At 73.3% G+C, this 10,278-nt stretch carries 9 protein-coding genes; 5 read left to right on the top strand and 4 right to left on the bottom strand.

What is annotated here, in order from left to right; genetic code table 11:
* Positions 1-372: 372 nt before the first annotated feature.
* Positions 373-1,575, top strand: a complete 1,203-nt coding sequence (locus ACFU99_RS19235) for an amino acid deaminase/aldolase (protein ID WP_384393367.1) — start codon at positions 373-375, stop codon at positions 1,573-1,575.
* A gap of 36 nt (positions 1,576-1,611) precedes the next feature.
* Here the strand turns inward: ACFU99_RS19235 and ACFU99_RS19240 are convergent, their stop codons facing one another.
* The 4 genes from ACFU99_RS19240 to ACFU99_RS19255 form a co-directional block, all read right to left on the bottom strand.
* Positions 1,612-2,913 (bottom strand): haloacid dehalogenase-like hydrolase, encoded by a 1,302-nt coding sequence (locus ACFU99_RS19240; RefSeq protein WP_384393347.1) that lies wholly within the window; start codon positions 2,911-2,913, stop codon positions 1,612-1,614.
* A 79-nt stretch (positions 2,914-2,992) separates the two neighbouring features.
* A complete protein-coding gene (locus ACFU99_RS19245) occupies positions 2,993-3,778 on the bottom strand; it encodes a 3-oxoacyl-ACP reductase (protein ID WP_384393349.1) in 786 nt (261 codons plus the stop codon).
* Positions 3,779-3,815: 37 nt separating this feature from the next.
* Positions 3,816-5,177 (bottom strand): aldehyde dehydrogenase family protein, encoded by a 1,362-nt coding sequence (locus tag ACFU99_RS19250; RefSeq protein WP_384393350.1) that lies wholly within the window; start codon positions 5,175-5,177, stop codon positions 3,816-3,818.
* A 14-nt stretch (positions 5,178-5,191) separates the two neighbouring features.
* The gene (locus ACFU99_RS19255; RefSeq protein WP_384393353.1) at positions 5,192-6,580 is read right to left on the bottom strand and encodes a glutamine synthetase family protein; all 1,389 of its coding nucleotides are present in this window, start codon (positions 6,578-6,580) and stop codon (positions 5,192-5,194) included.
* 72 nt (positions 6,581-6,652) lie between these two features.
* On the opposite strand from ACFU99_RS19255, the gene ACFU99_RS19260 reads away from it, so the two are divergent.
* From ACFU99_RS19260 to ACFU99_RS19275, 4 genes are all read left to right on the top strand, one after another.
* Positions 6,653-7,372 carry a FadR/GntR family transcriptional regulator gene (locus tag ACFU99_RS19260; RefSeq protein WP_384393356.1) on the top strand — a complete coding sequence of 240 codons (720 nt, stop codon included), beginning with the start codon at positions 6,653-6,655 and terminating at the stop codon, positions 7,370-7,372.
* Positions 7,373-7,500: 128 nt separating this feature from the next.
* A complete protein-coding gene (gene eat / locus ACFU99_RS19265) occupies positions 7,501-8,997 on the top strand; it encodes an ethanolamine permease (RefSeq protein WP_384393359.1) in 1,497 nt (498 codons plus the stop codon).
* A gap of 21 nt (positions 8,998-9,018) precedes the next feature.
* Positions 9,019-9,720: a gamma-glutamyl-gamma-aminobutyrate hydrolase family protein gene (locus ACFU99_RS19270; protein ID WP_384393362.1), complete on the top strand. Its 702-nt coding sequence runs from the start codon at positions 9,019-9,021 to the stop codon at positions 9,718-9,720.
* A gap of 180 nt (positions 9,721-9,900) precedes the next feature.
* Positions 9,901-10,278, top strand: a 378-nt coding sequence (locus tag ACFU99_RS19275; RefSeq protein WP_384393365.1) for a methyltransferase dimerization domain-containing protein, incomplete at its 3' end; no start/stop codon positions are given.

Genomic DNA, 10,278 nt, shown 5'->3' on the forward strand with positions numbered 1-10,278 from the left:
GGGGTGTGGGCATGTGCTCCGCGAGTTCCGGGTGCGTGCTGAGAGGCCGCGCCGTCGCCCCTGCCGGGGCGGGCGCGGCGGGTGGCCGCGCGGGGGGCGGCGGGGGTGGTGGGGACGGGGAGCCCAGCACGCCTCGCGCCTCGGTGCTCAACTGCGCTCCCCCTCGCGAGCGGCCCGCCGTACCGTCCGACGGCCTTGGTGGACCGGCCGGTTCGCATGCGGGGAGCACCCCGCTGACCTGCCGGTCGCCATGTGTGACGCCACTCTACGGGGCGTCGGCCGCCCTGCGCACGGGCCATGCCTCTACCCAGCGGTAAGGGCTTCTGGCAAGCTGCGGCCATGTCCGCCGCGATACCCGCTGCCGTGTCCGCCGTGTCCTCCGCAGCCGCCGACCGGGCCCGGTTCGACCGGGCCACCGCCCATCTCGACGCCCCCGTCGCCATCGTCGATCTTGCCGCCTTCGACGCCAACGCCGCCGATCTGACGCGGCGGGCGCGGGGCAAGCCGATCCGGGTGGCGAGCAAGTCCGTGCGCTGCCGGGCGCTGCTGGAGCGGGTCCTGGCGCGCGACGGGTTCGCCGGGATCATGAGCTACACGCTCGCGGAGTCGCTGTGGCTGGCGCGGTCCGGCTTCGACGACATCCTCCTCGCCTATCCGTCGGCCGACCGTGGGGCGTTCGCGGAACTGGCCGGCGACCCGAAGCTCGCGGGCGCGGTCACGGTGATGGTCGACGATCTCCGCCAGCTCGACCTGATCGACGCCGCACGGTCCGGCGGCGGCGAGGAGATCCGGGTCTGCCTGGAACTGGACACCTCGCTGCGGCTGTTGGGCGGCCGCGTACGGATCGGCGCGCTCCGCTCGCCCCTGCGCACCCCCGCCCAACTGGCCGGTCTGGCCCGCGCGATCGGCCGCCGCCCCGGTTTCCGGCTGGTGGGCCTGATGGCGTACGAGGCCCATGTGGCGGGCGTCGGCGACCGACTGGCCGGGCGGCCGGTGCGGTCGCGGACCATCCGCCTGATGCAGGCCGCCGCCCGCAAGGAGCTGGCCGCGCGCCGGGCCGAGGTCGTACGGGCGGTGCGCGCCGTCGCCCCGGACCTGGAGTTCGTCAACGGCGGCGGCACGGGCAGCGTCCAGCACACGGCCGCGGAGGCCGCGGTCACCGAGGTCGCGGCGGGGTCCGGGCTGTACGTGCCGCGGCTGTTCGACACGTACACGTCCTTCCGGGGCCGCCCGGCCGCGCTGTACGCGCTGCCGGTGGTGCGGCGGCCCGGCGTGGGCGTGGTGACGGTGCTGGGCGGCGGCTACCCGGCGTCGGGCGCCGCGGGCAAGGACCGGCTGCCGGTCCCGTACCTCCCGGCCGGGCTGCGGCTGGACGCGATGGAGGGCGCGGGCGAGGTGCAGACGCCGCTGCTGGGGCAGCCCGCGGACGATCTGCTGGTCGGCGACAAGGTGTGGTTCCGGCACGCGAAGGCCGGCGAGCTGTGCGAGCGCTTCGGGGCGCTGCACCTGATCGACGGGGACCGGATCGTGGAGACGGCCCCCACCTACCGAGGTGAGGGCCGTACGTTCCTGTGACCGCCGGGTCCGTGGAAGGACCCGGCGTCGAGGGGCTCAGAGGTGGGCGTGGTCGTGCTGGTCCGGGACGACCGTGCCGTCCGCGCGCCGGACCGGCCCGCCCGTGCCGTCCGTGTTCACGTACGCCGTGGTCGAGCACGGGTACGTGCCGGACTTGGCCGGCATCGGGTCGATGAACATCGGCTGGGCGACCCAGCGGTGGTCGGCGTCGTCGTACGCCCGGCACATCAGCTCGCCCTGGTTGCGGTTGATGGCCAGGTGCGCGCCGGTCGCGTCGTTCACGAACGTCACGTCGGTGTTCGCGTCGCCGCCGCCCAGCGCGATGCGGTGCGCCGGGTCCTGGAGGCGCCACGCCTCGGCGCCCTTCTTCTTGAAGATCTCCTGGTTGATCCAGCAGCGCTTGCCGTCCATGAACGGGATCGCGTCGCCGCCGGTGCCCTTGACGTCGCCGCAGGCGCGGATGCCGGTGGTCATCTTGCCGTGGCTGGTGAGGCTGCGGATGCCGATGGTGTGCTTGCGGTCGAGGCCGACGCCGCCGGACCACGCCTGGGCGATGGGCTCGGAGGACGCGGAGACGATGTAGACGTCGAAGCCGGCCGCCTTGAGCGTGCGGATGAGGTCCTTCTGCTGGTCGTAGTAGCGGACGTACCCGGCGATCTTGTGGGTGCCGACCGTCTGCGTGGAGCCGATCGGGGCCGCCAGCGCCTCGCTGCGGGCCTGCTTGGCGTACGAGGTCAGGGCGGCGGGGCGCTGCCCGGCGAACAGCTGCGGGATCCAGGCGTAGGAGGGCACCGTCCGCCGGTGGTTCCACTCGCCGGAGAAGGCGGCCTTGCCGCTCATCGTGCGGGACTCGGCGCGGATCTCCATGATCTCGTCCGTGCACGCGGTGTTCCGGGAGGTGTGCAGCGGCTTCCCGACCGGTACGGACGTGCCGCACGCTCTGGTGAGATCGCGCGCCGCGGCCGGCGTCATCCACTTGCTGGTGGCCCGCCAGCTCGCGGGCCGCAGGATCTTGTCGTGCTTGAGCGCCCAGGCCAGCGTGGCGTCCGTGACGTCGTTCTTGACGACGGTGTTGTCCCAGTCGAACGCGGCGACCGGCCGCGGCCCGCCGTGCCCGGAACACCGGCCGCGCTCGTCGATCATCCGCTGGAGCTTGTGCCGGTTGTCGCCGAACCACGTGAGGTTCTTGTCGAGCTGCGGGCAGTTCGTGTGCGCCGAACGGGCGGCGGCCGCGTTCCCGGGAGCGGCGGCGGGGGCCGGGGCGGCGGTGGCGGGCACCGCGGCGGCGAGTGCCGAGGCGGCGGCGAGCGAGGCGACAAGAGCGTGCTTGGTGCGCATGCGTCCTCCAGGACGTGGGGGGCCAGGACTGACACCGAAAACCAGCCGTTCGGCCGGTTTTCGGTGTTGATCATGGACCTTACATCGGCGTTACGTACGCACCCGCGATTCCGCCGTCGACGAGGAATTCGGCCGCGTTGACGAAGGAGGAGTCGTCGCTGGCGAGGAAGGCGACGGCGGCGGCGATCTCCTCGGGCTCCGCGAAGCGGCCCACGGGGACGTGGACGAGGCGGCGGGCGGCGCGCTCGGGGTCCTTGGCGAACAGTTCCTTCAGCAGCGGGGTGTTGACCGGGCCGGGGCAGAGCGCGTTGACGCGGATGCCCTCGCGGGCGAACTGCACGCCCAGTTCCCGGGACATGGACAGCACGCCGCCCTTGGACGCGGTGTAGCTGATCTGCGAGGTGGCGGCGCCCATCACGGCCACGAAGGAGGCCGTGTTGATGATGGAGCCGCGGCCCTGCTCGCGCATATAGGGGAGCGCGGCCTTGCAGCAGAGATAGACGGAGGTGAGGTTGACCTCCTGGACGCGCTTCCAGGCGTCGAGGCCCGTGGTGAGGATGGAGTCGTCCTCGGGCGGCGAGATGCCCGCGTTGTTGAAGGCGACGTCCACCGAGCCGTACGTGTCGTACGCGGTCTTGAAGACCGCCTCGACCTGCCCGGGGTCGGTGACGTCGACCTTGACGAAGAGGCCGCCGACCTCCTCGGCCGCCGCCTTTCCGCTGCTCTCGTCGATGTCGGCCACGACGACGTTCGCGCCCTCCGAGGCGAGGCGGCGCGCGGTGGCCAGTCCGATGCCGCTGCCGGCTCCGGTGATGACGGCGGTACGGCCCACCAGGCGGCGGCACACGGGACTCTGGTCGCTCACTTGCTTTCCTCCATCGCGGTCACAAGTCGGTCAGGCGTCAGGCGTCGGTGTTCAGGAAGACGTTCTTGGTCTCGGTGAACGCGGCGAGCGCGTCCGGGCCCAGCTCCCGGCCGAGCCCGGACTGCTTGTAGCCGCCGAACGGGGTCGCGTACCGGACGCTGCTGTGCGAGTTGACGGACAGATTGCCCGCCGCGACGGCGCGCGAGACGCGCAGCGCGCGGCCCACGTCGCGGGTCCAGATCGAGCCGGAGAGGCCGTAGTCGGTGGCGTTGGCGAGGCGGACGGCGTCGGCCTCGTCCTCGAAGGGGAGGACCACGGCGACGGGCCCGAAGACCTCCTCGGTCGCCGCCCGGTCCTCCGGCACGCCCTCCAGGACGGTCGCCGGGTACCAGAACCCCTTGCCGCCGGGGGCCTCGCCCCGGATGGCGGCGGGCGCGGACTCGGGTACGTACGCCCGTACGCGCTCCCGGTGCGCGGCCGAGATCAGCGGGCCCATCAAGGTGGCGGCGTCGGCCGGGTCGCCGACGGTGAAGGCGCGGACGGCGGGCTCCAGCAGCTCCATGAAGCGGTCGTAGACGTCGCGCTGGACAAGGATGCGGCTGCGGGCGCAGCAGTCCTGGCCGGTGTTGTCGAGGAAGGAGCCGGGGGCGTCCGCGGCGGCCTGTTCGAGGTCGGCGTCGGCGAAGACGATGTTGGGGCTCTTGCCGCCGAGTTCGAGGGTCACCGGCTTCACCCGCGCGGCGCACTCGGCCATGATCTGCTTGCCGACGGCGGTGGAGCCGGTGAAGACGACCTTGTCGACGCCGGGGTGGCGGACGAGGGCCGAGCCCGCGACGGGCCCGGCGCCCGGCAGGACCTGGAAAAGCCCTTCGGGGAGCCCGGCCTCCAGGGCGAGTTCGGCCAGCCGGAGCGGGGGGAGCGGGGTGGTCTCGGCGGGTTTGAGGAGGACTGCGTTGCCCGCGGCGAGCGCGGGGGCCGTGCCCCAGGCGGCGATGGGCATGGGGAAGTTCCACGGGGCGATGACGGCGATGACGCCGAGCGGCTCGTGGAAGGTGACGTTCAGCCCGCCCGCGACGGGGATCTGGACGCCGGTCAGCCGCTCCGCGCCGCCGGCCGCGTAGTCGAGGAGGTCGCGGACGTTGCCGGCCTCCCAGCGGGCGTTGCCGATGGGGTGGCCGGCCTCCCGGACCTCCAGCCGGGCCAGTTCCTCGGTGTGCGCGTCGACGGCCGCGGCGAAGCGGCGCAGCTGCCGGGCGCGGTCGCCGGGGGCGAGGGCCGCCCACGTGCGCTGGGCGCGCCCGGCCCGTGCGACGGCGGCGTCGACGTCCTCGGCGGTGGAGGCGAGGACGGTGGCGATGACCTCTTCGGTGGCGGGGTTGATGACCTGGTGCTCGTGCACGTCGTCGGGTTTCCTCACATGCGCTCGAAGGAGCGGAACCGCTCCCAGTCCGTCACGGCGGTGTCGTAGGCGTCCTGTTCCACGCGCGCCATGTTGAGGTAGTGCTCGACCACCTCGTCGCCGAAGGCGGCGCGGGCGAGGGGACTGGCGGACCACAGGTCGGCGGCCTCGCGCAGGGTCACGGGGACGTGTTCGGCGTCGCCCGCGTAGGCGTTGCCGGTGCACGCCTCGGGCAGTTCCAGCTCCGCCTCTATACCGTGCAGTCCGGCGGCGATCATGCCGGCGACGGCGAGGTAGGGGTTGACGTCGCCGCCGGGCAGCCGGTTCTCGAAGCGGTGGGCGTGGCCGCGGCCGACGACGCGCAGCGCGCAGGAGCGGTTGTCGGGGCCCCAGGCGACGGCGGTCGGGGCGAAGGAGCCGGGCCGGAACCGCTTGTAGGAGTTGATGTTGGGCGCGTACAGCAGGGTGAATTCGCGGAGCGCGGCGAGCTGTCCGGCGAGGAAGTGCTCCATGGTGCGCGACATGCCGTACGGGCCGTCGTCAGCGGCCATGACGGGCCGTCCGGCCTCGTCGCGGAGCGAGAGGTGGATATGGCAGGAGTTGCCCTCGCGCTCGTCGTACTTGGCCATGAAGGTGAGCGCCCGGCCCTCCTGGGCGGCGATCTCCTTGGCGCCGGTCTTGTAGACGGAGTGCTGGTCGCAGGTGGTCAGGGCCTCGTCGTAACGGAAGGCGATCTCATGCTGGCCGAGGTTGCACTCGCCCTTCGCGGACTCCACGGTCATGCCGGCCGCGCCCATCTCGTTGCGGATGCGGCGCAGCAGGGGCTCGACGCGGCCGGTGCCGAGCACGGAGTAGTCGACGTTGTACTGGTTGGCGGGGTGCATACCGCGGTAGCCGCGGGTCCAGGCGTCGTCGTAGGTGTCGTCGAAGACCATGAACTCCAGCTCGGTGCCCGCGTACGCGCTCCAGGCGCTGCCCGTGCGGTCGAGCCCCGTCTGACGGAGCCGGTCGAGCTGGTGGCGGAGGATCTGCCGGGGCGAGGCGGCGACGGGCGAGCCGTCGTGCCAGAGGAGGTCGGCGGTGACCATGGCGGTCGCCGGGTTCCAGGGGGTGCGGCGCAGGGTGGAGGTGTCGGGGCGCATCGCGAAGTCGCCGTAGCCGCGGTCCCAGGAGGACATGGCGTAGCCGTCGACGGTGTTCATGTCGGCGTCGACGGCGAGGAGGTAGTTGCAGCCCTCGGTGCCGTGTTCCAGCGCGTCGTCGAGGAAGAAGCGGGCGGCGAACCGCTTGCCCTGGAGCCGTCCTTGCATATCGGTGAAGGCGAGGACGACAGTGTCGATCTCCCCGGAGTCGACGAGCCGGCGCAGCTCGTCGACGGGGAGCGGGGGCGTGCGGTCTGCCACGGGATGGCCTCCTGTCTGCGCAACCGGAGTCATAAGGTAGGCCCGTAGACCATTGGTTGGGAAGGGGGCTCGATGGACGGCACAGAGGATCGTCTCGCGGCGGTGCTGCGGCCGGTACGTGCGGGCAACGGCTTCGAGGAGGCGCTGGAGCAGATACTCCAGGTCGTCCGGCTGGGCCTGGTGCCGCACGGCGAACGGCTGCCGGCCGAGCGCGAGCTGGCCGAGCGGCTGCACATCAGCCGGGTGACGCTGCGCGAGGTGCTGAAGGTGCTCGCGGACCAGGGGCTGGTGGAGAGCCGGCGCGGCCGGTACGGCGGCACGTTCGTACGGGCCCGCGCCGGGTCGACGGGCCAGGAGGAGCTGCGGCGGCGGCTGGTGGCGGTGGACGTCGAGGACACGCTGCGGTTCCGGGAGGTGCTGGAGGTGGGCGCGGCCGGGCTGTGCGCGTCCCACGGGCCGGCGCCGGAGCAGGCGGCGCGGCTGCGGTCGGCGCTGGACGCGACGCACGACGCGCCGCTGGCGGACTACCGGCGGCTCGACACGATGCTGCATCTGACGCTGGCGGACGTCTCGGGGTCGGCGACGCTGGCCGCGCAGTACGCGGCGGTCCGGGCGACGGTCAACGACCTGCTGGACTGCATCCCGCTGCTGGTGCGGAACCTGGAGCACTCGCAGCGGCAGCACGCGGCGCTGGTGGAGGCGGTATTGGACGGGGACGCGGACGGCGCGCGCGAGGTGATGCGGGAGCACTGCCGCGGGACGGCGGCGCTGCTGCGGGGGTTTCTCGCGTAAGGGGTTTCTCACGTGAGGCGGCGCGGGTACCCCTCGAAGGATTGCAGGGCGCAAGAGGGTTGCTTTCCGGCCGCCACCACGGCAAAGGTATGGCCTCAAACCTTAACCCTCGCAGGCAGGAGCCGTTCATGCCCGATCGGTCCGAGCGCACGGAGCCCCCCACCGCACCGCCTGCCGCCCGCTCCCACGGCTCCCCCGCCTCCCCGGCCTCTTCCCCCGCGGACGCGTACCTCGAAAAGCGCGCGCTGCGCCGCGGCAACGCCGGGCCGCTGCTGCTGACCGGCCTCGGCGTCGCCTACGTCGTCTCCGGCGACTACTCGGGCTGGAACTTCGGCCTGGCGCAGGGCGGCTTCGGCGGGCTCGCGGCCGCCGCCGTGCTGATGGGCCTGATGTACACCTGCATGGTCTTCTCGCTCGCCGAACTGGCCTCCGTCCTGCCCACCGCGGGCGGCGGCTACGGCTTCGCCCGCCGCGCGCTCGGCCCCTGGGGCGGCTTCCTGACCGGCACCGCGATCCTCATCGAGTACGTGCTCGCGCCCGCCGCCATCTCCATCTTCATCGGCGACTACGTGGAGTCCCTGCACCTGTTCGGCCTCACCTCCGGCTGGCCCGTCTACCTCGCCTGCTTCGCCGTCTTCATCGGCATCCACCTGTGGGGCGTCGGCGAGGCGCTGCGCTTCAGCTTCGTCGTCACCGGCATCGCCGTCGCCGCCCTCCTGGTCTTCGCCGTCGGCGCGTTCACCGACTTCGACGCGGGCCGCCTCACCGACATCCCCGTGCACGCGGACGCCCTGGGCGCGGGCTCCTGGCTGCCGTTCGGGATTCTGGGCATCTGGTCGGCGTTCCCGTTCGGCATGTGGTTCTTCCTGGGCGTCGAGGGCGTGCCGCTGGCCGCCGAGGAGACGCGGGACCCCGCGCGTACGCTGCCGAAGGCGATGGCCACCTCGATCTGCGTGCTGCTGCTCCTCGCGCTGCTCACCTTCCTCGCCTCGACGGGCGCGGGCGGCGCGAACGCCATGAAGGACGCGGGCAATCCGCTGGTCGCCGCCCTCCAGCCGGACGGCCACCCCACCACGCTCAGCCGCATCGTCAACTACGCGGGGCTCGCGGGCCTGGTGGCGTCCTTCTTCTCGCTGATCTACGCCGGTTCGCGGCAGCTCTTCGCGCTCTCGCGGGCCGGCTACCTCCCCCGCTTCCTCTCCCTCACCAGCCGCCGCAAGGCCCCCTATCTGGGGCTGCTGGTGCCCGGCGTCCTCGGCTTCGCGCTGGCCGCGGCGACCGGGGACGGCGCGCGGATGCTCAACGTCGCGGTGTTCGGGGCCACCATCTCGTACGCGCTGATGTCGCTCTCGCACATCGTGCTGCGCCGCCGCGAGCCGGGGCTGACCCGCCCGTACCGCACCCCCGGCGGCATCCTCACCTCCTCCGTCGCCTTCGTGCTGGCGTGTTCGGCGCTGGCGGCGACGTTCCTGGTGGACAAGGACGCGGCGTTCATCGCGCTGGGGGTGTACGCGGTGGCCCTGTGCTATTTCGCCCTCTACTCCCGGCACCGGTTGGTGGCGTCCGCGCCCGAGGAGGAGTTCGCGGCGCTCGCCGCGGCGGAGGCGGAACTGGACCGTACGTGAACCCGTATGTGGAGGACATCCATGACCACCCCCCTGATCGGCATCAGCACGTATCTGGAAGACCCCGTGCGCTGGGGCGTGTGGGAGCTGCCCGCGGCGGTGCTGCCCGTCGGCTACCACCGGCTCGTACAGCGCGCGGGCGGCCTCGCGGCGCTGCTGCCGCCGGACGCCCCGACGGCGGCCGAAGCGGTGGTGGCGCGCCTGGACGGCCTGGTGGTCTCGGGCGGGCCGGACGTGGACCCGCAGCGGTACGGGGCCGAGCGGCGCCCCGAGACCGGCCCGCCCACGCCGGAGCGCGATGCCTGGGAACTCGCCCTGATCCAGGCCGCGTTGGACCGGGGCACGCCGCTGCTGGGCATCTGCCGCGGCCTCCAGCTGCTCAACGTGGCGCTGGGCGGCACGCTCGTACAGCACCTGCCGGACGTGGTCGGGCACGGCGGGCACAGCGGGCCGCCCGGGGTCTTCGCGCGGCACGGCGTGAAGCCGGTGCCCGGCACCCTGCTCGCGGCGGCGCTGCCGGAGGAGGTGTCGGTGCCGACCTTCCACCACCAGGCGGCGGACCGGCTCGGCGCGGGGCTGGTGCCGAGCGCGTACGCGGAGGACGGCACGGTGGAGGCGGTGGAGCTGCCGGGGGCACGGGGCTTCGCGCTGGCCGTGCAGTGGCATCCGGAGGCGGGCGACGACGTCCGGGTGATGTCCGCGCTGGTGCGGGCGGCGGGGTGACGCCCGTAGCGCTGCTGTCGGCCGGGTGACGTCCGTACCGCTGGTGTCGGCCGGGTGACGTCCGTACCGCTGGTGGCGGCGGCCGCGGGCTGATCCACTAGGGGTGGCGGCCGTCTCTTTTCGGCCACCGCCCCCGGGGCACGCGGCCCCCGGGCCCCGGCCCAGCGCGAGGAGGACGCCGTGACGGACCCGGGCACCCCCACCCCGCCCCTACGGCTGATGGACATCGCGACCGGGCTCTGGGCGGCGAAGGCGCTCGCCGTCGCCACCCGGATGGACCTGTTCTCCGACCTCTCCGCCGCCCCCGGCCTGCCGGTCGCCGAGGTGGCCGCCCGGCACGGCATCGCGGAGCGCCCGGCGGAGCTGCTGCTCACGGCCTGCGCCGGGCTGGACCTGCTGGTCCGCGAGGGCGAGGGGTACGCGAACACCCCGGAGGCCGAGACCTATCTCGTACGCGGCCGGCCCGACTACTTCGGCGACCTGCTGCTCTCCCTCGACCGGCGGTACGCGGGCTGGATGCGCCTGGACGAGGCCGTGGCCGGAAACGTCCCCACCAAC

Source organism: Streptomyces sp. NPDC057654 (assembly GCF_042800135.1).
Taxonomy (GTDB): domain Bacteria; phylum Actinomycetota; class Actinomycetes; order Streptomycetales; family Streptomycetaceae; genus Streptomyces.